This window comes from Kitasatospora griseola (assembly GCF_044999035.1).
Lineage (GTDB): Bacteria > Actinomycetota > Actinomycetes > Streptomycetales > Streptomycetaceae > Kitasatospora > Kitasatospora griseola.
In genome coordinates this window covers 588,064-609,640 of the sequence record NZ_CP173360.1, presented here as the reverse complement: position 1 = coordinate 609,640, position 21,577 = coordinate 588,064, and the positions used below count along the sequence as shown (strand labels likewise).

Here is a 21,577-nt window from a genome sequence, read left to right as displayed (position 1 = left end):
CCGGTGGGCGCCGGACCGGCGCTGTGTCAGGGGCGGACCTTGGGGGCGTTCTCCGCGGTCTTCGCCGGGTCGAACTCGGCGACGGGCGCGAGGATCTCGTCCATCCGGGCGAGCAGCTCCGGCTCCAGCTTCACGCCGGCGGCCTTGACGTTCTCGGTGACCTGCTCGGGCCGGGAGGCGCCGATGATCGCCGCGGACACGTTGGAGTTCTGCAGCACCCAGGCGACGGCCAGTTGGGCGAGCGACAGCCCCGCCTGGTCGGCGAGCGGACGCAGCAGCTGGACGCGCTCCAGGACGTCGTCGCGCAGCCAGCGGGCGACGAAGTTCGCGCCGCCCTTGTCGTCGGTGGCCCGGGAGCCCGCCGGCGGCTCCGCGCCGGGCCGGTACTTGCCGGTGAGGACGCCCTGCGCGATCGGCGACCAGACCACCTGGCCGAGGCCCAACTCCTCGGACACCGGGACGACTTCACCCTCGATGACCCGCCACAGCGCGCTGTACTGCGGCTGGTTGGAGACGAACGGGACGCGCAGCTCGCGGGCGAGCGCGTGCCCGGCCCGGATCTGGTCGGCCGTCCACTCGGACACGCCGATGTACAGCGCCTTCCCGGAGCGCACCACGTCGGCGAACGCCTCCATGGTCTCCTCGAGCGGCGTGGACGGGTCGTAGCGGTGCGCCTGGTACACGTCCACGTAGTCGGTCTGCAGGCGGCGCAGCGAGCCGTCGATCGACTCCATGACGTGCTTGCGGCCCAGCCCCCGGTCGTTGCGGCCGGGCCCGGTCGGCCAGAACACCTTGGTGAGGATCTCCAGCCCCTCGCGACGCTCGCCCTTGAGGGCCCGTCCGAGGACCGACTCGGCGCGGGTCTCCGCGTACACGTCGGCGGTGTCGAAGGTCGTGATGCCCGCGTCGAGGGCGGCGCGGATGCACGCGGCCGCGGTGTCCTCCTCGACCTGCGAGCCGTGGGTGAGCCAGTTGCCGTAGGCGATTTCACTGACGATCAGGCCGCTGCGGCCCAGGTGACGGAATTCCATGATCTGTACGGTACGTCAGCCGACGGCTCCGGTGGGTACCATCGCCGTGCCGCAGGAACCGGGAGCGGGCCGGTGCCGGTGGGCGTGTCGAGGTCGGATTCCCGGCGGCGACACGGGTGTGACGACCTGGACGTGGACAACAGTTGAGTGTGTGACGGTATTGCCGGCGGGGGCGGGCGGACTGTCCCGACCGGAGAAGAGGAACCGTGACCCACCCGCAAGCGATGCCGGTCGCGCGGAGCCGGACCGCAGGCGCGGCGCCCGAGCCCGCCAGGTGGAACCGCCAGCGGCTGCGCAGCAACAACGAGTGGCTGCTGCTGGAACTGCTGCGCACCGGCGGCCCCTCCTCGCGGGCGCAGCTCGCCCGGGACACCGGTCTGTCGAAGCCGACGGTGTCGGCCGCGCTGGGCTCGCTGGAGACGGCCGGGCTGGTCCGCGAGGCCGGCACGCTGGCCCCGGACCGGAGTCGCACGGCCGTCCTGTACCGGGCCGACGCCGGCGCCGGGCACGTGCTCGGGATGGACGTCGGCCGGGCCCGCCTGCGGGTCGCCGTCGCCGACCTGTCGGGCCGGGTGGTGGCCCGCCGGGACGTCCCCAACCGGGGCCGGACCGGTCCCGCCGTCGCGGACGCGCTGGTCGCCACCGCCCGCGACACGCTCGCCGACGCGGGGCTCGCCGAGGGCGCCGGCTGCCCGTCGGCCGGCCCGGCGGACGGGGTGGTGCGGGCGGTGATCGGCAGCCCCGGCGTGTGGGACGAGCGGCGGCGGGTGGTGCGGCACGCCGCGCACCTGCCCGGCTGGGCCAGGCCGGGCCTGTTCGACCGGATCGCGGACGGCCTCGGCATTCCCGTGCAGGTCGCCAACGACGCCAACCTCGCCGCCCTCGGCGAGTACACCTACGGTGCGGGAGCGGGCAGTTCGGTCTTCGCCTACCTGCTGGTCGGAACCGGCGTCGGCGTCGGCCTGGTGCGCGACGGCGAACTGTGGACCGGGGCGCACGGGGCGGCCGGTGAGATCGGAATACTCCAACTCCCCTGCTTGTCGGGCGAGCTGACGGCGCATCGGGACGTCCCTCTGGAGGACGTGGTGGGCGCGGACGCCATGGTGGGCGAGGCGTGGCGGCTCGGGCTGACGGGCGCCGCCACCGCCGAGGAGGTGTGCGAGGCGGCCCGGGCGGGCGATCCGGCCGCGCGGGCGGCGATATCCCGGCAGGCCCAGCAGCTCTCCTTCGCGGTCGCCGTGGTGGCCGCTGTCGCCGACCCCGAACTGGTCGTGCTGGGCGGCGGGATGGGCCGCAGCGCGGACCTGCTGCTGCCGCCCCTGGAGGACGCACTGCACCGCAGCTGCGAGCTGCGGCCCCGGGTGGTGGCGAGCACCCTCGGCGAGGACGCGGTGCTGCTGGGCGCGCTGGCCACGGCCCTGGAGTCGGCCCGGCTGGAGGTGTTCGTGCAGCGCACCGCGTCGGCGTGACGCGGCCGGCGGACGGGCCGCGGGCCGGTCGTGGGCGGACCGCCGGTGGGGGAAACGGGACGGAGGTCGTCGGGCGGGGGTCTTTGGGCCCTACCGGCGCGGCCGGTCCGAGGCGCACGCTCGAGCTACAGAGGCACGTGGAACGCGACGAGGATGCGGCGAGGAGTGATCCGCGATGGTCGAGTCGACGGCGGGTACGAGGGGCGGGCCGGGGGCAGCGCTGAGCGTGCAGGAGCTACGGGTGCTGGTGGCCGCGGCCGGGGCCGCGCCGTCGCTGCACAACTCCCAGCCCTGGCGGTTCCAGGCGGCCGAGGACGGCCATGGGGTACTGGTGTTCGCGGATCCGGACCGGGCCGTCCCGGTGGCCGACCCGGACGGCCGCGGCATGCTGCTGTCGGTCGGCGCGGCCCTGTTCAACCTGCGGGTCGCGGCCGCCCGGCAGGGCCTGCCCGTGGAGGAGCTGGAACTGCTGCCCGGCCCCGTCGCGGCGGACGCACCGGTCGCGGTGGTGCACTTCGGTCCGCGCGGAGTCCCGGACGAGACGGCCGAGTTGGCGGACGCGATCGCGCTGCGGCACTCCAGCCGGGAGCCGTTCAACAACCGTGACGTCCCCGAGACGGTGATCGGCGAACTGATCGCGGCGGCCGCGGCCGAGGACACCGTCCTCGAAGCCCTGGAGGAGTCCGAGGCGCGCCGGGTGCTGGCACTCGTCGCGGAGGCCGAGGCCCGGATCGTCGCCGACGCCGCCCGCCTTGCGGAGACCGGGAGTTGGCTGCGCGGCGAGCCCTCCGCGGACGGCATCCCGGCGGCGGCGCTCGGCCCGCAGGACCACGAGGCCCGCGTCCCCATGCGGGACTTCACCGGACACGGCCCCACCCACTCGCAACGCTTCGAGGCGCTGCCGCAGTTGGTGACCATCGCCACCCGCGGCGACACGGCGGCGGACTGGCTGCGGGCCGGCCAGTCGATGGAGCGCGTCTGGCTGGTGGCGACCGCCCACGGCGTCCGCGTCTCCGTCCTCCACCAGGCCGTCGAACTCCCCGACACCCGCTGGCGGTTGCGCAACCCCGAGGCTGGTGTCGGCACCGTCCAGATCGTGCTGCGGATCGGCTACGGCCCGCGCGGCGCGGCCACCCCGCGCCGCGACGTCGAAGAACTCCTGCGCGGAGCCGTCCACGCCTCCTGAGCCCACCGGAAGGTTGTCGGTGCGGAGTTGGATGATCGGTGTCGGCAACCTCGGGGAACGGAACGGGCGGAGCGGTCGGTCGATGAGCGGAAACGCGCAGGTGGCGGAACACGAGTTCCTGATCGGGATGGCGGGGGACCCGTACTACCCCGCCCACCTGGTGGAGCGGGGCCGTGCGGTGCTGCGCGCGCTGTGCGACCGGATCGAGGCCGAACGCCCGGCCGGGCTCCGGGAGCTGTACGTGCTGACGCACGCCGCGACGGAGGAGTTCAACCGCCTGGGCGACGCCCTCGACGAGGCCGACAGCGAGATCGACACGGTCGCCCGGGAAGCGATCGGCGAGGACTTCGCGTTCGTCGCGGCAGCGTACGGCTTTGCCGACGCGGACCGGGAGGAGCTGATCGCGCCACGCGAGTGGTGATGAGCGGCGGGCCGGGCGCCCAGAGACCGAGCGGCACCGGATCGGCCGGCGCGCCGTCGACGATCAGCGCCGCCGGCGGCGTGGCCAGTCGCGTGGCGACAACAGGTCCCGGCCGCGGTGGGCGGCTGTCTCGGGCAGCTTTCACGAGCGGAAGCCGGTGATGTTCTCGGCGGCGAGCTCGTCGTCGGTCATCGCGACGTTGGGGCGGAACGACACGGTGCGGACCAGGACGTAGTCGTTGACGACGCCCGTGCGGCCCGCCGGGCCGCTGAGGCCGGCGACCTCCTGGTGCCGCACGTGCGGCAGGTCGGCGCCGAGGGTGAGCCTCCACCTCCTCGTGCAGGTCCCGGCGCAGCGCGGCGAGGACGGTTTCGCCCGGTTCCACGCCGCCGCCCGGCGCGGCCCGTACGACGACCGCTCCGGTGAGTTCTGGAACGACGTGTCGGCAGAGCAGGATGCGGTGGTGTTCGTGGAGAACGACCGCACGGGCCGAGTGGCGCAGCGTGATCCGTGAACGCCTGGCGCTCACTTGGAGCCGGTGGCGAGCAGGGCGGTGTGGGGGAGGGCGAGGGTGCCGTCCGGGGTGCGAAAGGGGGCGGCGAGGCGGTCGTAGTGGCGGCGGGCCTCGGACCGGATTTCGGGGGTCTGGGCGAGGAACGTCAGGCCGATGGTGGCGACGCCGGAGGCCGGGCCGGCCCACCAGTCGTCGGCGGTGGCGTGATGGTCCCAGCTGAGGGTGCGACACGTGACGTGCCGGAGGCCGGCGTCGGTGAGCAGCGTGGCCAGGCCGTCCGGGGTGCGCGGGAAGTCGTCGGCCGGGTCGAGCGGGCGCAGGTGCGGCGGCCGGACGGCTCCGGCGGCCTGCATCGCCTGTGGGATCAAGGCCTGGCCGGGGGCCGGGGCGCCGGACCAGATGGTCAGCGCGAGGCGACCGCCGGGCCGCAGGACGCGGCGCAGTTCGGCCAGGGCGAGCAGCGGACGGCCGACGTGGTTGAGCACGAAGTTGGCCACCACTGAATCGAACTCGGCGTCTCCGTACGGGAGGGCGGGCAGCGCGGCGAGATCCACCCGGGCGGACGGCGCGGCGCGGCGGGCGAGTTCGACCATGCTCGGCTCTGCGTCCACGGCGGTCACCTCCGCACCCCGGGCGCAGGCTGCGGCGGCGACCGTGCCGGGGCCGGTGCCCACGTCCAGCAGCCGGGTGCCCGCGAACACCTCGGCGGCGTCCAGGAGTTCGGGCGTGCTGTGGGCGCAGAGCCGTCCGAACGTCGCGGCGTAGACGTCGGCCCGCCCCGCCCAGGCGGTGCGCTCGTTGGCGTCGAAGCTCGTGGTGGGTGCGGCGGTCGGCGGCACGGATTCCCCCTGATCGATCGGTCGGTGGGCGATCCTAGCCCGGTGCCGGCCCGGTGTGCCGAGATCCACCGGCTCGTTCGGCGTCGTGCCCGGCCGGAGAGCGAGCCGTTACCGACAAGAAAATTTGTCTTGACAGGATTTCTCTTCGGAGGGAGGCTGGAGTCGTCCCCGGGAGCGCCGGGGGCCTTCGGGCCGGAGGGTGGAGAGGTGCTGGACATTGCTGTGATCGAAGAGCCGGCCGCGGCCGAGTCGTCCCTGGATCCGATCCGGTCCCGGATCCTCGCCGCCCTGGCGGAGCCCGGCTCGGCCGCCATGCTGGCGGGCCGGCTGGGGCTGCCCCGGCAGAAGGTCAACTACCACCTGAAGGAGCTGGAGCGGCACGGGCTGGTCGAGCTGGCCGAGGAACGCCGGAAGGGCAACGTCACCGAACGGGTGTACCGCGCCACGGCCGCCTCGTACGTGATCTCGCCCAGTGCGCTGGCCGCCGTCAGCCCTGATCCGGCCCGGTCGCCCGATCAGCTCTCGGCCCGCTGGCTGCTGGCGCTGGGGGCCCGGCTGGTGCAGGAGGTCGGCGCGCTGCTGACCGGCGCCGCCCGGGCCGGACAGCGGGTGGCGAGCTTCGGGATCGACGCCGAGGTGCGGTTCGCCTCCGCCGCCGACCGGGCGGCCTTCGCCGAGGAGCTGTCCCAGGCGGTGGCCGGCCTGGTCGGCCGGTACCACGACGAGTCCGCACCGCAGGGCCGGAGGCACCGCGTGGTGGTCGGCCTGCACCAGATCCCCGACCCGCACCCGGCCGCGGACAGCCACCGGCCCGACGCCGCACAGGAGAACCCCTGATGAGCCACCCCTTCGAGATCGAGCAGGAGATCGTCCTGCCGGCCGACCCGGAACAGGTCTGGGAGGCGATCGCCACCGGGCCCGGAATCGAGTCCTGGTTCATGGGCCGCAACGAGGTCGATCCGCGCGAAGGCGGCACCGCCGTCATGGACGTGGGCGGCAACCGGGAGGAGGCGCTGGTCACCGGGTACGAGCCCGGCAAGCGGTTCGCCACCCGCACGGGCACGGCGGCCGACGGCCGGTTCATGGCCTTCGAGTACCTCATCGAGGGGCGCGAGGGCGGCAGCACCGTCCTGCGCGTCGTCCACAGCGGCATGCTCGGCGACGACTGGCAGGACGAGTACGACGCGCTGCGCCGCGGCTGGCCGTTCCACCTGCACACGCTCCGCGAGTACCTGACGCACTTCCGCGGACGCACCGGTCGCCCGGTCTTCGCCATGGCGCAGACCGGCGAGCGGCCCGCACCGCGGGTCCGGGCCGCGCTCGCCCGCGGCCTGGCGCTGCCGGCCGACATCGCCGTCGGCGCGCGGGCGCACGCCGAGCCGGCCGGGCTGCCGCCGCTGACCGGGGAGGTGACGTGGTCCGACCAGGAGCGCTTCGAGGTCCGCACCGCGGACGGGCTGTACACCTTCCACCACGCCCCCGGCCTGGTGCTGATGTTCCACCACCTGTTCGGCCCGGACGAGGCCGCCACCGCTGCCGAGGCCGGGTGGCAGCAGTGGGTGGCCGGCGTCCTTGCCGAGCACTGAGCACCGGGCGCCGAGCAGGCCGAGCACCGGGCACATCGCCAGATTCGTACATCGAGGAGAGCACCATCATGCGCACCCTGATCAGCACGGCCTTCGTCTCGCTCGACGGTGTCGTGGAGGGCCCGGGCGGTGAGCCCGGCTACCGGAACTCGGGCTGGACGTTCAAGGACATCGAGTTCGTCCCCGAGGCGTTCGAGATCAAGGCCCGGGAGCAGGAGGAGTCAGCCGCGGTCCTGATGGGCCGGGTCAGCTACGAGGCGTTCAGCCCGGTCTGGCCGGACATGGCGGAGTTCGCGCACTACCGGACACTGCCGAAGTACGTCGTCTCGACCACCCTCGGCGAGGACCAGCTGGTCTCCAACTGGGGCGAGACCAGCATCCTGCGCTCGCTGGACGAGGTCGCCGCGCTCAAGGAGACCGAGGGCGGTCCGATCATCGTCCACGGCAGCGCGACGCTGAACCAGGGCCTGTCCGACGCCGGCCTGATCGACCGGTACCACCTGCTGGTCTTCCCGCTGCTGCTCGGCGCCGGCAAGCGGCTGTTCAGCACCACCGACAAGGACGCCCAGAAGCTGGCGCTGGTCGAGCACGCGGTCTACAGCAACGGCGTGCAGAAGCAGGTCTTCGACGTCGTCCGCTGAGGCCGCCCACCACCGGAGAAGCCCGCCGCTGACGTCCGTCAGCGGCGGGCTTCTCCGGTTCCGGGCGAGGTATCAGCCGCGGGCGGCGCGGCTGCGGCGGAACTCGAGGGCGAGCGGGAGGAGGGAGAGGGCGACGATCACCGCGATGGCGGGGAGCAGGTAGTGGTCGACGTTGGGGATGGTGGAGCCGAGCGCGTAGCCGCCGAGGATCAGGCCGACGGTCCAGACGAGGCCGCCGACGGTCTGCCAGAGGGCGAATGTGCGGGTGGGGACGCCGAGGGCGCCGGCCAGCGGGTTGAGGACGGTGCGGACCACGGGGACGAAGCGGGCCAGCGTGATGGCCTTGGCGTGGCCGTAGCGGGCGAGCAGCTCCTCGGCGCGCTGGGCGCCCTCGTGCAGGCGGCGGTTGCGGGAACGCTCCAGCAGGGCGCGGCCGCCCTTGCGGCCGAGCAGGTGGCCGACCTGGGCCCCGGCGAGGGCGCCGACGACGGCGGCGACGAGGACCTGCGGGAGGTTCAGGTGCGGGCCGGAGTGCAGGCCGGGGGTGCAGAGCAGGCCGGCGGTGAACAGCAGGGAGTCGCCCGGCAGGAAGAAGCCGATCAGCAGCCCGGTCTCGGCGAACAGCACGGCGGCGATGCCGAGCGCACCGAACGCCGCGAGCAGGGAGGAAGCGTCGAGCGGGTTGACCGCCAGCAGGACGGAGTGGGCGTACACGGCGTGGCCTCCGGGGCACTCAGCGTCTACAAGGAAGTAGACCGTCTACGTGACTGTAGACGAAAGTGGTGGGGGAGGCGCAAGCGAGGGCCTCCGCGGGCGAGCGGCGGGCCGGAACGCCAAAGGGCGCGACCGTGGCGGTCGCGCCCTTCCGAGGCAGCTGGTGACGGGTCGTCAGCCGGCCTTGACCTCGGTGGTGAGCTGGGGGAGGACGGTGAAGAGGTCGCCGACGACGCCGTAGTCGACGAGTTCGAAGATCGGGGCCTCGGGGTCCTTGTTGACCGCGACGATGGTCTTCGAGGTCTGCATGCCGGCGCGGTGCTGGATCGCGCCGGAGATGCCGGCGGCGACGTACAGCTGCGGCGAGACCTGCTTGCCGGTCTGGCCGACCTGGTTGGTGTGCGGGTACCAGCCGGCGTCGACGGCGGCGCGGGAGGCGCCGACGGCCGCGCCGAGGGCGTCCGCGAGGTCCTCGACGACGGTGAAGCCCTCCGCCGCGCCGACGCCGCGGCCGCCGGAGACGACGATGGCGGCTTCGGTGAGCTCGGGGCGGCCGGTGGAGACGCGCGGGGTGCGGGAGGTGACGGTGGCGGCGTTGCCGGTGAACGCGACGGTGACGTTCTCGACGGTGCCGGCGGCCGGCGCGGCTTCGGGGGCGGCGCTGTTCGGCTTGACGGTGATGACGGGCGTGCCGGTGGTGACGGTGGACTTCACCTGGAACGACGCGGCGAACACCGACTGGGTGGCGACGGGGCCGTCGGTGCCCTGTTCCAGGTCGACGGCGTCGGTGATCAGGCCCGAGCCCAGGCGCAGGGCGGTGCGGGCGGCGATCTCCTTGCCCTCGCCGCCGGAGGTGACCAGGACGGCGGCGGCGCCTGCGGTCTGGGCGATCTGGGTGAGGGCGTCGACCTTGGGGACGACGAGGTGGGTGGTGAACTCGTCGGCGTCGGCGGTGTAGACCTTGGCGGCGCCGTACTCGGCGGCCTTGGCGGCGATCGCCGCGGCGTGGTCGCCGGCGCCGAGGACGACGGCGGCGGGGGTGCCGAGGCGGCGGGCGAGGGTGAGCAGTTCGAGGGCGGGCTTGCGCACCGCGCCGTCGGCGTGGTCGACCAGGACCAGGATTTCGCTCATGTGTCTAAACTCCGTATCCTTCGAAGGTTCCTGGCGGGCCGTCAGATGAACTTCTGCTCGGCGAGGTACGCGGCGAGCCGCTTGCCGCCGTCGCCCTCGTCGGTCACGACGACGCCCTGGGTGCGGGCGGGGCGGGCGGTGATCTCCGCGACCTTCGTCCACGCGCCCGCCAGGCCGACGGTGTCGGCGTCGATGCCGAGGTCGTCGAGGTCGAACGACTGCACGGGCTTCTTCTTCGCGGCCATGATGCCCTTGAAGGAGGGGTAGCGGGCCTCGCCGGACTGGTCGGTGACCGAGACGACGGCGGGCAGGGGCGCCTCGAGGAGTTCGGTGGCGGCGTCGCCGTCGCGGCGGCCCTTGACGGTGCCGGCCTCGACGGCGACCTCGGACAGGAGGGTGGCCTGCGGGACGCCCAGGCGCTCGGCCAGCAGGGCGGGCAGGACGCCCATCGTGCCGTCGGTGGAGGCCATGCCGCACACGACGAGGTCGTAGCCGGTCTTCTCCAGCGCCGCCGCGAGGATCGCGGAGGTGCCCATCACGTCGGTGCCGTGGATGTCGTCGTCGTTGACGTGGACGGCCTTGTCGGCGCCCATCGACAGGGCCTTGCGCAGGGCGTCCTTCGCGTCGTCGGGGCCGACCGTCAGGACGGTCACCTCGGCGCCCTCGTTCGCCTCGGCGATGCGCAGCGCCTGCTCGACGCCGTACTCGTCCAGCTCCGACAGGAGGCCGTCCACGCCCTCCCGGTCGGTGGTGGCATCGTCCGCGAAGCGACGGTCACCGGTCGCGTCGGGCACGTACTTCACACAGACAACGATCCTCAAGCTCACGGCCACCTAGTCCTTTCACGCCTCACACCGGAGGGAACTCAGTACCCCCACTAGACCACACTCCGTGCCACAGATCCACTCTCTGTCGAAGTGAGAGGGGACTCAGTGTCCCGGCGGAGGGAACTGAGTGCCAGGGGGCTCGGGCGGGCACGTCGTGATCATAGGGCTGACGGTTCGTCAGGCGGGTGGACGGAAGCACGGCCGCCCGCGTGCGGGTGCGCGCGGGCGGCTGAGGGGGGCGGTGCAGCAGGGCGGGCCGGTCAGGGGTTGCGGCGCAGGCGGACCGTGGAGTCGCGGTGCGGGCGGGCGTCGGGGTCGGCGACGGGGTGCTCGGGGTGGTCGTGGCGCGGGTGCTCCTCGGCGCGCTCCACCGTCCAGGCACCGGGGGCCAGGCGCAGGGAGTCGAGCACCTCGGCGGGAGTGGGGAAGTTCATCGAGTGATGCCCGTGGCCGTGGCCATGGTCCTGGTCCTGGCCGTGCCCGTGCTCGTGCCCGTGCTGATCGTGCTGGTCCTGCGCCTCGCTGAACCGGGCGGGGGCGACGGCGTGGCTGACGATCAGCAGGGTGCCGCCGGGGGCGACCGCGTCGGCGGCGCGGCGCAGTACCCGCTCGCGCGGGAACTCGGCGGGGGAGTGCAGGAACTGGGCGGAGACCAGGTCGTAGGAGCCGGTCGGGAAAGCGTTTGCCAGGTCGGTGCGCCGCCAGCTGATCCGGTCGGCGACGCCTTCCACCGCGGCGCGGGCGGCGGCCCGGTCGAGGGCGACCTGGGAGATGTCGACGGCGGTGACCTGCCAGCCCTGCTGGGCCAGCCAGATCGCGTCGCCGCCCTCGCCGCAGCCGAGGTCCAGGGCGTGGCCGGGGGCGAGGCCGGCGACCTCGTGGGTGAGCGAGGCGTTGGGCCGGCCGCTCCAGATCTGCTCGCTCTCGCCGTAGCGCTTCTCCCAGAACTCGACGGCCTCGACGGCGAGTCGGGTCTCCTCGGCGATCAGGTCGGCGTTGATCGCGACGGCGGCCCGCAGGCCGTCGGCGGCCGCCACGGCGACCTGCGCCATCGGGTCGACGAGGTTGCCGACCGCCCACACGCCCGGCGCCTCGGTGGCGCCGGTCGGGCCGGTGGTGGCGAGGTGGTTGCCCAGCTCGGCGCCGTCGCGGACCAGAGCGGTCGGGGCGAGGCCGAGACCGGCGAGGAACGGTGCGCGCACGGTCAGGCCGGTGCCGACGCCGAGCGCGTCGCAGTCGATCACGGTGCTGTCGGCGAGCCGGACGCCGGTGAGCGCATCGGATTCGCCCTCGGGCAGGACGGCGACGACCTCGCCGGTGTGCACGGTGACGCCGCGGGCGGCGAGTTCGCGCCGCTGCTGCTCGGTGAACGGCCCGGCGGTGTGGGCGAGCAGCGTGACGTCGGAGCTCCACTGCCGCCACAGCAGCGCCTGGTGGACGGCGACGGCGGGCTCGGTGGCGAGCACGGCGATCCGCCGGTCGCGGACCTCCCAGCCGTGGCAGTACGGGCAGTGCAGCACCTGGCGGCCCCAGCGCTCGGCCAGGCCGGGCAGCTCGGGCAGGACGTCGGTGGTGCCGGTGGCCAGCAGCACCCGGCGGGCATGCACGGTGCTGCCGTCGGACAGCTCGGCGCGGAAGGCGCCGTCCGGATCGCGGGTGATGCCGCGCACCTCCGCGTCGTGGAACTCGCCGCCGTACGAAGCGACTTCGGCCCGGCCGCGGGCGACGAGTTCGAGGGGCGGGACGCCCTCCTGGCCGAGCAGGCCGTGGGCGCCCTCGGCGGGCGCGTTGCGCGGCCGGCCGGCGTCGACGACCAGGACGGAGCGGCGGGCCCGGGCCAGGACGAGGGCCCCGCTCAGTCCGGCGGCGCCGCCGCCGACGATCAGGACGTCGTGGTGGCGGGAGGGATGCGGGTGCGAGTCGCGGTGCGTGGCGGTCATGGTCCGATGGTGCGCCGCCCTGGCCGGATTGACAAACAATGTTGCTGAGGTGGCAAATGGAAGGACCGAGTGGAAGCCGGGCGGACGCCGGGCGAAGGTCGGGCGATGGTCGAGCGGTGGTCGAGCGGAGGGAGTCGCGCGGTGGGCGCGGAGAACGAGGACTTCGAGGCGGTGCTGAGCGGGGTCGGACCGCGGCTGCGGGCGATCCGCCAGCAGCGCGGCACTACGCTGGCGCAGCTCAGCGAGGAGACCGGCATCTCGGTGAGCACGCTCTCCCGGCTGGAGTCGGGCGGCCGCCGGCCCACCCTGGAACTGCTGCTGCCGCTGGCCCGGGCGCACGGGGTCGCGCTCGACGAGCTGGTGGACGCGCCGCCGACGGGCGACCCCCGGGTCCGGCTGCGTCCGTTCGTCCGGCACGGCCGGACGTACCTGCCGCTGGCCCGGAACCTCGGCGGGATGCAGGCGTACAAGATGATCGTCCCGCCGGGGGGCCGGGAGGACGCCGAGCAGCGCACCCACGAGGGCCACGAGTGGCTGTACGTGCTGTCGGGGCAGCTGCGGCTGCGGCTCGGCGAGCACGACGTGGTGCTGAAGGCCGGCGAGGCGGCCGAGTTCGACACCCGTACGCCGCACGTGTTCACCAACGCGGGCTCGACCCCGGTGGAGTTCCTGAGCCTGTTCGGGCCGCAGGGGGAGCGGGTGCACGTACGGGCCAGGACCACGGGCAAGGAGAGTTGACGGCCCGGCCCGGCGGAGCGCCGCGCGCCGGGGAGGGCGCGGCGCGGAAGTGCCGGGTGCGGGCGGTCAGTTGACGAGGTTGACCGGTCCGTAGGAGGCCGAGAAGCCGATGGTCGGGAAGCAGATGCTCGGACCGATGGCCTTGGTGAAGTTCTGGTTGCTCAGGTCGAGCTGCGTCAGGCCGTGGGTGGCGTTGCCGTTCAGGGTGTTCGCGCGGAAGACACAGGTGGCGGTTCCGGCCAGCGTCTTGAGGACGAGGGTGGCCTGGATGGTGCCTCCCGAGGCCGGGAAGAGAACGACCGGGTAGCCGGAAGCGTCGGAGATGGCGAGCGTGTACGGCAGGTGGTCCATGGTCAGACCGGTCACCGAGATGACGCCGATGATGTTGGAGGTGCAGGCGCCGAAGCTGAGCGTGTCGACCGGGCCGGACATGCCGCCCGGGGGGTTCGGATCGACGGCGAGCGTGCCGCCGATGTGGGAGGCGGTGCACTTGGCGCCGGTGGTGGTGCCCGGGTTGTACAGCGTCGCGATGGTGCCGGCGACCAGGTCCGCGGACAGCGGGCCGCCGACGTTGACGGTGGGGCCGGCGGTGCGGAGAGCCGGAGCTCCGGGCGCGGCGCCGGCCGTGCCGGCCGGGAGGGCGATCAGGGCGGTGGCGGCGGCCAGGGCGGCGGCGCCGACGAGGAGGCGGTTGCGCACGGGGGTTCCTTCCGCAGGGGAGCGGGTGGATGTGCGGGCCGGGAGAGTTGACGGTCCGGCATGGCGGAGCGCCGCGCCCCGGGGCGGGCGCGGCGCCGAATTACCGCTCGTGGAGCGTCAGTTGACCACGACGGTGGTGCCCGTGGTGGTGTCCGTGACCGGGCCGTAGGAGGCCGTGAAGTTGATGGTCGAGAAGCAGATGCTCGGACCGGTGGCCTTGGTGAGGGGCTGGTTGACCAGGTTGATCTGCGGCGGGACGTTGGTGGCGTTGCCGTTCAGGGTCGCCGCGGTGGCCTGGAAGGTGCAGGTGGCGCTTCCTGCCAGCGTCTTGAGGACGACGGTGGCGTGGATCTGGCTGCCCGGGGCGGGAACCAGTGCGACCGGGAAGCCCGTCGAGTCGGTGATCTGGAGCGTGTAGGGCAGGTTGTCCATGGTCAGGCTGGTCACGCCGGTGACGCCGACCACGTTGGAGGTGCAGCCGTTGAAGGTCAGCACGTTGACCGGGCCGTACGCGGTGGCGGTGCCGCCGGCGGCGACGACCGGGTTGGCGGCGACCGAGCCGCCGATGTGGGACGCGGTGCACTTGACGCCTGTGGTGGTGCCCGGGTTGTACATGGTCGCCACGGTGCCGGCGACCAGGTCCGCGGACAGCGCGTCGCCGACGTTGACGTTCGGGCCCAGGACGGGGCCGGCCACCGAGGCGTCGGCGGTGCCGGGGAGGGCGATCAGGGCGGTGGCGGCGGCCAGGGCGGCGGCGCCGGCGAAGAGACGGTTGCGCACGAGGGTTCCTTCCGGTGGGTGGGGCGTCCGGTGAGGGAGGCCCCGGCCGGGTGGCCGGGGCGTCGCTCCGGCGGTGCGGAGCGCGTGCCCGCCCGCGGCGGCGCGGGCACGGGTCGGTGGGGGAGAGCCGCCGGGGCGACGAGTGGGTCGTCGCCGGGCGGGTGGGTCAGTGGGCGGCGCTGGCGGCCATCGCGGCGGTCAGGTCGGAGACGCTCTCGTCCAGCGCGAAGTTGGCGTTGGTCTGCTGGAAGCTCACCGAGTTCTTGCCGGGCGTCGCGGGCAGGTTCATCGTCCAGTTGATGATCTGGTTGAGCGAACCGAGCAGGCCGCAGCCGTTGGCGCCGGGCACCGAGAAGGTGTTGTCGACCAGGTTCGCGTTGTTCTCCGAGACCACCAGCGCGTTGTGGCCGTTCGGGTCCATGGTGAAGTCGACGGTGCCCGGGTCGCCGGTCATCGGGGCGGTCGGCGCCGGCGGGGCGGTGGTGCCGGTGGTGGGCTTGAGCACCAGCGGCGCGGAGTTGGAGCCGACGTAGCAGTCCGGGCCGAACAGCGCGTTGAACAGGTGGAGCTTGATCGGCAGTTGGAACACCGGGTACGGCTCGCCGGTCGCCATCGGGGTGAACTTGGAGACCTGGCCCGCGAGTTCGACCTGGGCGAAGACGCTGGTGATTCCGGGCAGGAAGTTCTGGATGCCGGGGATGGTGATCTCCACCATCGGCGCGCTCATCAGCGGGGCGTTGGTCGGCGGCACCACGTTGTACTGGTTGGCGGTGGTGCCGTCCGGGAAGGTCACCTCGGGCGCGGACTTGTCCCAGTAGAAGCCGAACTGCAGCTTGATCGGCGAGTTGAAGGGCACCACCGTGCTGCCCAGGGTGAACTTGCCGCCGTTGGTGATCGACACCAGACAGCCGACCTGGAGGTTCGCCGGGTTGGTCATGGCGGGCGCGTTCAGCGGGCAGTTGCCCATGCCGGTGTACGGCCCGCCCGGCGCGGCGGCGGAGGCCGGAACGGTGCCGGCCAGCAGCGCCGCACCGGCCAGCGCGGCCGGGACGGCGAGACGGCCGAGCAGTCGCCGGGAGCCGTGGCGGGCGGCGGGGCGGTCGGAGCTGCTGGCGGAGTGGTCCGGCTGGGTACGGCGCATGGTGGGGGGACTCCTCACGGCAAGGGGACGGGGTGGCGGTCCCGTGCTGGACGTGCCGACGGCGGTGCGGCGTGCGGGTGTTCGGCGAGCGGGCGGGTCGCTCGACGCCACGAGCGACCGGCCCGAAGGCGCACGACTGCCACCGTGCCGCCGGGGCGGTCCTGGGTACCGGGCGGAACGTGGCACCGGGAGCGGCGCCCCGGGTCGCGAGGGCACCGACAGGCGGGGCGGAAAGGACCCGGGGTGCGCCGTGACGGCGCGGTGTTACCGCCGGGTACATCGCCAATTTCTATGGGGGTCGGACGACAACGTCAAGAAGATGTGCGGAAGTTGGCAGGCCGGTGAGTGGAGTTCGATCTCGGCGTCGCCACAAGAGCCCCACCAGACACAGGAATTGACTGGTTTTCAGATGTGTGGGGACGGTGCGCGAAGTATTGACCCGCCATGTACCCCGGGGTAACTTCCAGTCAGCCCGCAGGTATGAGAAAGATCGTCAACTTCGTTGAAACAAAAGATCGTTGACGTATCCGTCCACGCCAGGACCTCACCGCCGGCGGGCAGCGCACCCCCACTCGAACCCTCTGGAGCTGCACATGCCCCACCCCGCAGAACAACCCGCCGCCACCCCTGTCGGGCGTGGCCGGGTCCGGCTGCGCCGCGCCGCACTGATGGCGATTCCCGCCTGCGTGACCGCCGGCGTGCTGGTGACCATGACCGCGCAGAACGTCCTCGCCAACCAGTTCGCCATCTCGGGCATGGCCTTCGAGGTCACTGCCGACCGTTTGCACGGCACCGGGGTCGCGCAGTTCGGCGTCCTGGACAACATGATCGAGAACAGCCCGAACGCCGGCGACACCGGCGGCCAGCTGTTCCTGATCCAGACCGCAGTCAAGTCGGCCGACCTGACCAAGCTCTGTCAGAGCGTCAACCTGGGCGGCATCAACCTGCTGATCACGGCGGGCGACAAGGGCACCCCGGTCCACGCCGAGAACCTCACCACCGACTCCGACCTGATGAGCGGCGAGGCCGAGTTCAAGGGTCTCGAAGTCGGCCGCGACGCCAGCACCTTCGACAAGGGCCCGGTCCAGGGCCCGCCCGGAATGTTCGGCCAGCAGGGCGACGAGGTGACCGTCGACCACTTCCGCCAGCAGAACTACGCCACCACCGCCGGAGTGTTCCGGCTGCCCAACATGCACCTCAGCTTCAGCACCAATGGCTGCTGAGTTCGACTCGGCACCGGACCGGGCGGCCGAGAACACCGCGGCCGCCCGGCCCACCGGTCCCGAGGATCCCGCCACGGACGCCCCGCCGGCCGTCATCACCCGCACCGGCTTCGCCGGCTGGCGCGACCGCCGGCCCTTCTGGGGCGGCCTGCTGGTCACCCTCGCCGGCGCCGAGATCCTGTTCACCGAGAAAGCCCCGATGCACACCGTCATCCGCATCGGACTGCTCGGCCTGGCCGGATACATCATCCCGGCGCTCATGGTGCTCTGCGGACTGCTGCTGATCTTCCACCCCGTGCAACGGGTCTTCTACTCCCTGGTCGCGGTCCTCGCCACCCTCGGCAGCTGGATCACGTCCAACATCGGAGGCTTCTTCATCGGCCTGCTGCTCGGCCTGGTCGGCAGCACCCTCGCCTTCGGCTGGCTCCCCGAGCAGCCGCTGAGCAAGCGCAAGGCGCGCCGCCTCGCCGAACGCCCGGCGACCCCGGCCTGACCGGGGCGACCCACGGCGCGGGAGCGTGGCCCGCGCCGTGCAGACCGCCCGCGGCCCCCGCACACCGAGCGGTCGGGGGCCGCGGGCGGTGTCCGGCGCGGTGCCGGGGGGCACCGCGCCGGTGCGTACCGCGCTCCGGTGTACGGCGTACGCACCGCACCCGCCGCCCGCTTGGTAGCTTGGGCCGAGGACGGCCCGGCGGCGGCCGCGCGAACGGAACAGGACGGTCCGGTGCGAGTACTGCCATGCGGGAGCGACGCCGTCCTGATCGAGGTCGACAGCGCCGAACAGGTGCAGCACCTGCACGGTGCACTGCGCGCCGCACCACCCGCCGGCGTCACCGAACTCGTCCCCGCCGCCCGCACCGTGCTGGTCCGCTACGACCCCCGCACCACGGACCCGCACCGCCTGCGCACCGCGCTCACCGCCCTCGCCGAGCTGCCCCGCACCGCCGCCCTCCCGCCCGCCGGGACGACGGAGACCGTCCGCATCCCCGTGCGCTACGACGGACCCGACCTCGCCGAGGTCGCCGCCCGCACCGGACTGACCGAACGCCAGGTCGTCGAATGCCACACCGCCGCCCACTACCGCGTCGCGTTCTGCGGTTTCGCCCCCGGGTTCGCCTACCTCACCGGCCTCGACCCGCAGCTGCGCCTGCCCCGCCGCACCGAACCCCGCACCCGGGTGCCGGCCGGAACCGTCGCCGTCGCCGACGAGTACACCGGCATCTACCCGAGCCCCTCGCCCGGCGGCTGGCACCTGCTCGGCACCACCGCCCTCACCCTGTGGGACCCCGCCGCCGACCCGCCCACCCGGCTGCGCCCCGGCACCGCCGTCCGCTTCGTCGAAGCCCAGGAGCACCCGGGAGCGGATCATGACCCGCGGTGAACTGCTGGTCGTCCGCGCCGGGTTCGGCGCCACCGTGCAGGACCTCGGCCGACCCGGACTCGCCGCGCTCGGCGTCGGCCGGGCCGGAGCCGCCGACCGCGACGCGCTGCGCCTGGCCAACCGCCTGGTCGGCAACCCCGAGGACGCCGCCGGCCTCGAAGCCCCCATGGGCGGCCTCGAACTGGCCTTCCCGCACGCCGCCACCTGCGCGCTCACCGGTGCCGACTGCCCGGCCTGGATCGACCAACGCCCCGCCGCCACCCGCACCCCGCTGCACGTCCCCGCCGGCGCCCGGCTGCGCCTCGGCACCCCCACCCGCGGCCTGCGCGTCTACCTCGCCGTCCGCGGCGGCCTGGACGTCCCCCAGGTGCTCGGCTCCCGCGCCACCGACACCCTCGCCGGAATCGGCCCCGACCGACTGACGGTCGGTCGACTGCTGCCCCTCGGCGACGCCGCCACCGGCTGGCCCACCGTCGACCACGCTCCGCGACCCGCCCCCGCCGACCGCACCGTGCTGCACGTGCTGCCCGGCCCCCGCGACGACTGGTTCACCGCCGACGCGCTGCGCACCCTGCTCGCCGAGCCGTACACCGTCACCCCCGACAGCGACCGGGTCGGCATGCGCCTGGACGGGCCCGCCCTGGAACGCGCCCGCACCGGCGAACTCCCCTCCGAGGGCATGGTCGGCGGCGCGCTGCAGGTGCCGCCGTCCGGGCGGCCGATCCTGTTCCTCGCCGACCACCCCGTCACCGGCGGCTACCCCGTCATCGCAGTGGTCCGCCGCGCCGATCTCGGCGCCGCCGCCCAGGCCCGCCCCGGCGACACCCTGCACTTCCGGCTCGCCTGAACTCGCTCTGCTATCGCTCCAGTTGCACCACCCGCGCCCACTCCGACGGCAGGTCGGGCCGGTAGTCCGGATCGTCCTCGTCGACGTAGGACGGACGGCCGAACAGGCCGACCACCGTCCGGCAGGACGGCCGCCGGGAGGGCCACGCCGTCTGGCCGTCCGTCAGCGCCACCACCACGTCCGGGGCCGGGCGCAGCTGCAGGGCCGCCGCGAAGCCCTCCCGCAGGTCGGTGCCGCCACCGCCGACCAGCGCCAACACCCCGTCGCCGCCGATCTGTTGGACCCGATGGGCGGTGGGCCGCCGAATGCCAGCAGCAGTTCCTCCCGGCGCAGTTGCTCCGGCGAGTGGTCGAGTGCGGTGAGTCGGCCCGCCACCAGGGCCACCCGGTGCCGGGCTCCCCGGCAGTCCACCAGCAGCGGATCCTCCGTCGACGGCGGCGGCGCGGGCGCCGAGCGGAAGCCCGGGACGAGCGCTGCCGCCACCAGCGGATGCAGCCGGTCGGCGGGCAGCGCCCCGGAGCGCAGCAGCCACAGGTCGGGCGGTGCCCAGGTGGCGGCGTCCGGGAGTACGGGGAAGCCGCCCGCGTCGGGCAGTTCCGCGTCGACCGACCCGGTGGCGGGATCGAGCAGCAGGAACCGGCGCGCGGCCAACCGCACCGCGACCGGGACATCGGGCGCCAGCCCGTCCGCCGTGCGCAGCAGGGCGGCCTCGAACGGCCAGATCTCGTCGGTGAACCGAGGATGCGTCATTTCGGCGGTGCGGTCAGTGAGTTCGGGGGCTCGCCGGGCGTCCCACAGGTGTCGGTGCAGGTCGAGGCGGAAACGCGGCTGCGGGCGCAGGCCGGCCCCCGGGGCGGAGGTGTGCCACAGCGCCAGGCCGACCCGCTGGTCGACCGCCGCCGCCCGGTGCGGCGGGGTGCGGGCCACCAGGTGGAACGCGACAGGCCCGTCCCTCGGATAGCGGGCCAGGGTGGCGCTCAGCCCCGGCCGCAGCAGCCCGTCAGGGGCCGTCCGCGGCAGGTGCCAACGCAGCAGGTCCGGAGCCAAGTGGCGGAGGTCGGAGCGCAGTTGACCGGCGAGTTCGGGACCGTACGTGCGGGCGACCGCCCGGACGTCCAGCTCCACGTCGAACCGGGCAGCAGCGCAGGCGCCGCCCCAGTCGCCGGACTCCCGGCGGGCGGTGGCGGTCTCGATCATGGCCGGGGGAACGGCGAACTGCCGGACGCGCGACCAGAAACAGGTACGAGTGTCCTCGTCCGTCGGCGAAGTGCGGTGCATCAGCACTCACTTCGGAAGGACGGGACCTCCAATCCATGAGTAGTCATCGCCGATGATCGTAGCGGGTCCCCCGGCGTGCTGTCAGCCCTGTTCGGCGGCGGGGCCCTGCGGCGTAGGGTGGCGGCAGACGGCGCTCCGGGAGAGTCCGGGGAGCCCGGGCGGTCCAGGCGGTTCGGGCGGGAGGTGCACGGCGGTGACGGACGGGTGGCGACGGCCGGTCGAGGCGCTGCGGCGGAGGCTGCTGCGGGAGATCAATGCCACGGTGCACGGCGCCGACCTCCACCTGGAGCGCTACGACCGGCCGCCCGGCGATCCCGGCCTGTTCGGCGCGTCCAGCGTGGTGTGGCGGGTGCACGAGCACCCGGCCGGGATGCTGGTCGGCGGGTTCGCCGCGCTGATGCTCCAGTCGCTGCACCCGGTCGCGATGCGCGCCGTCGCCGAGCACTCCGACTACCGCACCGACCCCACCGGCCGGCTGCACCGCACCGCCCGCTTCGTGTCCACCACCACGCTCGGCTCCTCCGCCGCCGCCGAGGCCGCGATCGCCGAGGTACGGCGCATCCACCGCTTCGTCCGGGGCTTCGACGCGGCGGGCCGGCCGTACCGGGCCGACGATCCCGAACTGCTCTGCTGGGTGCACACCGCGGAGGTGTCCTGCTTCCTGCTGGGGCACCAGGTCTTCGCCGGGCGGGGCCGGTTGAGCGACGCCGAGTGCGACGCGTACCTGGCGCAGGTGGCGCTGATCGGCGAACTGCTCGGCGCGGACGGGATACCCGGCTCACGCGCCGCGCTCGCCGACTACCTGGCCCGGGTGCGGGGCGAACTGCGGGCCGGGCCAGAGTCGTTGGAGGTGGTCGCGCTGCTGCGGGGCTTCGGGCGCACCCGGCGCGAGCGCCTCGCCGTACGGATCCTCACCAACGCGGCGGTCGGCCTGCTGCCCAGCTGGGCGCGCACCGAGCTCGGCATCCGTCGGTCGTGGGCGGTCCGCCGGCTCTGGGACCGACCGCAGGCCCGGCTGCTCGGCGCGGTGATGGTGTGGGCGTGCGGCCTGTCCCCGATCAGGGCCGCCGCCCACGCCCGGGCGAACGCCGGGGCCCGGACGGCCGGTTGACGGGAGGCGGCCGGGACGGTGTCGGCTGCTCGACGGGGAGACGTCAGGCGCGCAGACAGGGACAGGCAGGGCGCAGGCGG

At 73.8% G+C, this 21,577-nt stretch carries 23 protein-coding genes and 2 pseudogenes; 12 read left to right on the top strand and 13 right to left on the bottom strand.

Going from position 1 to position 21,577, the window contains the following annotated elements; genetic code table 11:
- Nucleotides 1-26 precede the first annotated feature (26 nt).
- The gene (locus ACI1MP_RS02990; protein ID WP_100584467.1) at nt 27-1,031 is read right to left on the bottom strand and encodes an aldo/keto reductase family protein; all 1,005 of its coding nucleotides are present in this window, start codon (nt 1,029-1,031) and stop codon (nt 27-29) included.
- 224 nt (nt 1,032-1,255) lie between these two features.
- Here ACI1MP_RS02990 and ACI1MP_RS02985 point away from each other — a divergent pair, with 224 nt between their 5' ends.
- The 3 genes from ACI1MP_RS02985 (at nt 1,256) to ACI1MP_RS02975 (ending at nt 4,107) form a co-directional block, all read left to right on the top strand.
- Entirely contained in the window at nt 1,256-2,500 is a 1,245-nt protein-coding gene (locus ACI1MP_RS02985) for an ROK family transcriptional regulator (protein WP_404870760.1), read from the top strand.
- A gap of 175 nt (nt 2,501-2,675) precedes the next feature.
- Nucleotides 2,676-3,686 (top strand): Acg family FMN-binding oxidoreductase, encoded by a 1,011-nt coding sequence (locus tag ACI1MP_RS02980; RefSeq protein WP_404867627.1) that lies wholly within the window; start codon nt 2,676-2,678, stop codon nt 3,684-3,686.
- A gap of 82 nt (nt 3,687-3,768) precedes the next feature.
- Nucleotides 3,769-4,107 (top strand): DUF5713 family protein, encoded by a 339-nt coding sequence (locus ACI1MP_RS02975; RefSeq protein WP_380344444.1) that lies wholly within the window; start codon nt 3,769-3,771, stop codon nt 4,105-4,107.
- 141 nt (nt 4,108-4,248) lie between these two features.
- Here ACI1MP_RS02975 and ACI1MP_RS02970 read toward each other — a convergent pair whose 3' ends face one another.
- From ACI1MP_RS02970 to ACI1MP_RS02960, 3 genes and pseudogenes are all read right to left on the bottom strand, one after another.
- On the bottom strand, nt 4,249-4,404 hold the full coding sequence (locus ACI1MP_RS02970) for a hypothetical protein (RefSeq protein WP_404867626.1): 156 nt from the start codon (nt 4,402-4,404) through the stop codon (nt 4,249-4,251).
- 82 nt (nt 4,405-4,486) lie between these two features.
- Nucleotides 4,487-4,636: pseudogene (locus ACI1MP_RS02965) on the bottom strand (hypothetical protein); the annotation flags it as partial.
- Nucleotides 4,633-5,460, bottom strand: coding sequence for a class I SAM-dependent methyltransferase (locus ACI1MP_RS02960; protein WP_404867625.1), 828 nt, complete (start codon nt 5,458-5,460; stop codon nt 4,633-4,635). The pseudogene ACI1MP_RS02965 and the gene ACI1MP_RS02960, both read right to left, overlap by 4 nt.
- Nucleotides 5,461-5,667: 207 nt before the next feature.
- Here ACI1MP_RS02960 and ACI1MP_RS02955 point away from each other — a divergent pair, with 207 nt between their 5' ends.
- The 3 genes from ACI1MP_RS02955 to ACI1MP_RS02945 all read left to right on the top strand — a co-directional run bounded on the left by ACI1MP_RS02955 (nt 5,668) and on the right by ACI1MP_RS02945 (nt 7,687).
- Complete coding sequence (locus ACI1MP_RS02955; RefSeq protein ID WP_404867624.1) at nt 5,668-6,297, top strand: ArsR/SmtB family transcription factor; 630 nt, start codon at nt 5,668-5,670, stop codon at nt 6,295-6,297.
- A complete protein-coding gene (locus tag ACI1MP_RS02950; RefSeq protein WP_380344456.1) occupies nt 6,297-7,046 on the top strand; it encodes an SRPBCC domain-containing protein in 750 nt (249 codons plus the stop codon). Before ACI1MP_RS02955 ends, ACI1MP_RS02950 begins: the two co-directional genes overlap by 1 nt.
- Nucleotides 7,047-7,114: 68 nt before the next feature.
- Entirely contained in the window at nt 7,115-7,687 is a 573-nt protein-coding gene (locus ACI1MP_RS02945) for a dihydrofolate reductase family protein (protein ID WP_100584462.1), read from the top strand.
- 72 nt (nt 7,688-7,759) lie between these two features.
- On the opposite strand, the gene ACI1MP_RS02940 is transcribed toward ACI1MP_RS02945, so the two are convergent.
- The 4 genes from ACI1MP_RS02940 to ACI1MP_RS02925 form a co-directional block, all read right to left on the bottom strand.
- Nucleotides 7,760-8,401: a DedA family protein gene (locus ACI1MP_RS02940; RefSeq protein WP_380344459.1), complete on the bottom strand. Its 642-nt coding sequence runs from the start codon at nt 8,399-8,401 to the stop codon at nt 7,760-7,762.
- Nucleotides 8,402-8,575: 174 nt separating this feature from the next.
- Nucleotides 8,576-9,532 (bottom strand): electron transfer flavoprotein subunit alpha/FixB family protein, encoded by a 957-nt coding sequence (locus ACI1MP_RS02935; RefSeq protein WP_404867623.1) that lies wholly within the window; start codon nt 9,530-9,532, stop codon nt 8,576-8,578.
- A gap of 41 nt (nt 9,533-9,573) precedes the next feature.
- On the bottom strand, nt 9,574-10,359 hold the full coding sequence (locus ACI1MP_RS02930) for an electron transfer flavoprotein subunit beta/FixA family protein (protein ID WP_380331681.1): 786 nt from the start codon (nt 10,357-10,359) through the stop codon (nt 9,574-9,576).
- Nucleotides 10,360-10,619: 260 nt separating this feature from the next.
- A complete protein-coding gene (locus tag ACI1MP_RS02925) occupies nt 10,620-12,299 on the bottom strand; it encodes an FAD-dependent oxidoreductase (protein ID WP_404867622.1) in 1,680 nt (559 codons plus the stop codon).
- A gap of 141 nt (nt 12,300-12,440) precedes the next feature.
- On the opposite strand from ACI1MP_RS02925, the gene ACI1MP_RS02920 reads away from it, so the two are divergent.
- A complete protein-coding gene (locus tag ACI1MP_RS02920) occupies nt 12,441-13,037 on the top strand; it encodes a helix-turn-helix domain-containing protein (RefSeq protein ID WP_232733740.1) in 597 nt (198 codons plus the stop codon).
- 66 nt (nt 13,038-13,103) lie between these two features.
- Here the strand turns inward: ACI1MP_RS02920 and ACI1MP_RS02915 are convergent, their stop codons facing one another.
- The 3 genes from ACI1MP_RS02915 to ACI1MP_RS02905 all read right to left on the bottom strand — a co-directional run bounded on the left by ACI1MP_RS02915 (nt 13,104) and on the right by ACI1MP_RS02905 (nt 15,657).
- Entirely contained in the window at nt 13,104-13,736 is a 633-nt protein-coding gene (locus ACI1MP_RS02915; RefSeq protein ID WP_380331674.1) for a Tat pathway signal sequence domain protein, read from the bottom strand.
- Nucleotides 13,737-13,853: 117 nt separating this feature from the next.
- A complete protein-coding gene (locus tag ACI1MP_RS02910; protein ID WP_380331671.1) occupies nt 13,854-14,516 on the bottom strand; it encodes a Tat pathway signal sequence domain protein in 663 nt (220 codons plus the stop codon).
- 166 nt (nt 14,517-14,682) lie between these two features.
- The gene (locus ACI1MP_RS02905) at nt 14,683-15,657 is read right to left on the bottom strand and encodes a hypothetical protein (protein ID WP_380331668.1); all 975 of its coding nucleotides are present in this window, start codon (nt 15,655-15,657) and stop codon (nt 14,683-14,685) included.
- Between the two features lie 593 nt (nt 15,658-16,250).
- Between ACI1MP_RS02905 and ACI1MP_RS02900 the strand changes: the two genes are divergently transcribed.
- From ACI1MP_RS02900 to ACI1MP_RS02885, 4 genes are all read left to right on the top strand, one after another.
- On the top strand, nt 16,251-16,880 hold the full coding sequence (locus ACI1MP_RS02900; protein WP_043911765.1) for a DUF6230 family protein: 630 nt from the start codon (nt 16,251-16,253) through the stop codon (nt 16,878-16,880).
- Complete coding sequence (locus ACI1MP_RS02895; RefSeq protein ID WP_380331664.1) at nt 16,870-17,373, top strand: DUF6114 domain-containing protein; 504 nt, start codon at nt 16,870-16,872, stop codon at nt 17,371-17,373. Before ACI1MP_RS02900 ends, ACI1MP_RS02895 begins: the two co-directional genes overlap by 11 nt.
- Nucleotides 17,374-17,604: 231 nt before the next feature.
- Nucleotides 17,605-18,261 carry an allophanate hydrolase subunit 1 gene (locus ACI1MP_RS02890; RefSeq protein WP_404867621.1) on the top strand — a complete coding sequence of 219 codons (657 nt, stop codon included), beginning with the start codon at nt 17,605-17,607 and terminating at the stop codon, nt 18,259-18,261.
- Nucleotides 18,248-19,108, top strand: a complete 861-nt coding sequence (locus ACI1MP_RS02885) for a biotin-dependent carboxyltransferase family protein (protein ID WP_404867620.1) — start codon at nt 18,248-18,250, stop codon at nt 19,106-19,108. The genes ACI1MP_RS02890 and ACI1MP_RS02885 overlap by 14 nt, the downstream gene beginning before the upstream one ends.
- A 10-nt stretch (nt 19,109-19,118) precedes the next feature.
- Here ACI1MP_RS02885 and ACI1MP_RS02880 read toward each other — a convergent pair.
- Nucleotides 19,119-19,364, bottom strand: a pseudogene (locus ACI1MP_RS02880) (VWA-like domain-containing protein); the annotation flags it as partial.
- Nucleotides 19,271-20,386 carry a hypothetical protein gene (locus tag ACI1MP_RS02875; RefSeq protein ID WP_404867619.1) on the bottom strand — a complete coding sequence of 372 codons (1,116 nt, stop codon included), beginning with the start codon at nt 20,384-20,386 and terminating at the stop codon, nt 19,271-19,273. The pseudogene ACI1MP_RS02880 and the gene ACI1MP_RS02875, both read right to left, overlap by 94 nt.
- A 193-nt stretch (nt 20,387-20,579) precedes the next feature.
- Here ACI1MP_RS02875 and ACI1MP_RS02870 point away from each other — a divergent pair, with 193 nt between their 5' ends.
- Nucleotides 20,580-21,497: an oxygenase MpaB family protein gene (locus tag ACI1MP_RS02870; RefSeq protein WP_404867618.1), complete on the top strand. Its 918-nt coding sequence runs from the start codon at nt 20,580-20,582 to the stop codon at nt 21,495-21,497.
- Nucleotides 21,498-21,577: the final 80 nt, after the last annotated feature.

Coding starts and splice junctions, on each gene's coding strand:
- ACI1MP_RS02895 (WP_380331664.1), top strand. CDS start 16,870: ATGGCTGCTGAGTTCGACTCGGCACCGGACCGGGCGGCCGAGAACACC.
- ACI1MP_RS02950 (WP_380344456.1), top strand. CDS start 6,297: ATGAGCCACCCCTTCGAGATCGAGCAGGAGATCGTCCTGCCGGCCGAC.
- ACI1MP_RS02935 (WP_404867623.1), bottom strand. CDS start 9,532: ATGAGCGAAATCCTGGTCCTGGTCGACCACGCCGACGGCGCGGTGCGC.
- ACI1MP_RS02975 (WP_380344444.1), top strand. CDS start 3,769: ATGAGCGGAAACGCGCAGGTGGCGGAACACGAGTTCCTGATCGGGATG.
- ACI1MP_RS02945 (WP_100584462.1), top strand. CDS start 7,115: ATGCGCACCCTGATCAGCACGGCCTTCGTCTCGCTCGACGGTGTCGTG.
- ACI1MP_RS02990 (WP_100584467.1), bottom strand. CDS start 1,031: ATGGAATTCCGTCACCTGGGCCGCAGCGGCCTGATCGTCAGTGAAATC.
- ACI1MP_RS02925 (WP_404867622.1), bottom strand. CDS start 12,299: ATGACCGCCACGCACCGCGACTCGCACCCGCATCCCTCCCGCCACCAC.
- ACI1MP_RS02980 (WP_404867627.1), top strand. CDS start 2,676: ATGGTCGAGTCGACGGCGGGTACGAGGGGCGGGCCGGGGGCAGCGCTG.
- ACI1MP_RS02985 (WP_404870760.1), top strand. CDS start 1,256: ATGCCGGTCGCGCGGAGCCGGACCGCAGGCGCGGCGCCCGAGCCCGCC.
- ACI1MP_RS02875 (WP_404867619.1), bottom strand. CDS start 20,386: ATGCACCGCACTTCGCCGACGGACGAGGACACTCGTACCTGTTTCTGG.
- ACI1MP_RS02900 (WP_043911765.1), top strand. CDS start 16,251: ATGCCCCACCCCGCAGAACAACCCGCCGCCACCCCTGTCGGGCGTGGC.
- ACI1MP_RS02905 (WP_380331668.1), bottom strand. CDS start 15,657: ATGCGCCGTACCCAGCCGGACCACTCCGCCAGCAGCTCCGACCGCCCC.
- ACI1MP_RS02885 (WP_404867620.1), top strand. CDS start 18,248: ATGACCCGCGGTGAACTGCTGGTCGTCCGCGCCGGGTTCGGCGCCACC.